Source organism: Salinimicrobium oceani (assembly GCF_012037645.1).
Genome location: NZ_JAAVJR010000100.1, coordinates 1 through 785, shown reverse-complemented (window position 1 = coordinate 785; position 785 = coordinate 1). Strand labels below are relative to the sequence as shown.

General features: G+C 42.2%; 1 protein-coding gene. It reads left to right on the top strand.

The annotated features are described in order from the left end of the window. A partial coding sequence (locus HC175_RS15650) for a UDP-3-O-acyl-N-acetylglucosamine deacetylase (protein ID WP_209310015.1) occupies positions 1–785 on the top strand: 785 nt, incomplete at both ends.

Sequence of the window (785 nt, the reverse complement as noted above, 5' to 3'; positions counted from 1 at the left end):
ATGTTATTCGCTATGTAGATGATAAAACCGGAAGCGAAATCCTGGTAATGCCTGCAGATGAGTACCAGGTGACCACCATGGTCGATTTTGGCACCAAAGTTTTAGGTACTCAGAACGCTTCTATTCAAAAAATGTCTGAATTCAAAACGGAGATTGCCGATGCCCGTACCTTCAGTTTTTTACATGAGCTGGAGACGCTTTTAGAGCATGGATTGATCAAAGGTGGAGATCTTAATAATGCCATAGTTTACGTAGATAAGGAGTTAAGCCCGGAGACTATGGACAAGCTGCGCGTAGCATTCAAAAAAGATAATATAGCTGTAAAGCCTAACGGAATTTTAGACAACCTTACCTTACATTATCCTAATGAGGCGGCAAGGCATAAACTTCTTGATGTAATTGGTGATCTTGCCCTTGTAGGAACACGCATTCGCGGAAAAGTAATTGCCAATAAACCGGGGCACCTTGTGAATACTCAATTCGCAAAGAAATTATCGAAGATCATTAAAGCTGAAAAGCGAAACAATATTCCAAGATACGATCTTGACCAGGAACCATTAATGGACGTGAATGAGATCATGAATATTCTGCCTCACCGTCCGCCGTTCGTTTTGGTTGATAAGATCATTGAACTTACGAGCAGTACTGTCGTGGGTGTCAAAAATGTGACTATGAACGAGCCTTTTTTCGTGGGACATTTTCCGGGAAAACCTGTAATGCCGGGAGTACTTCAGGTAGAGGCGATGGCGCAAACAGGAGGTATATTAGCACTTAAATCTGTTCCC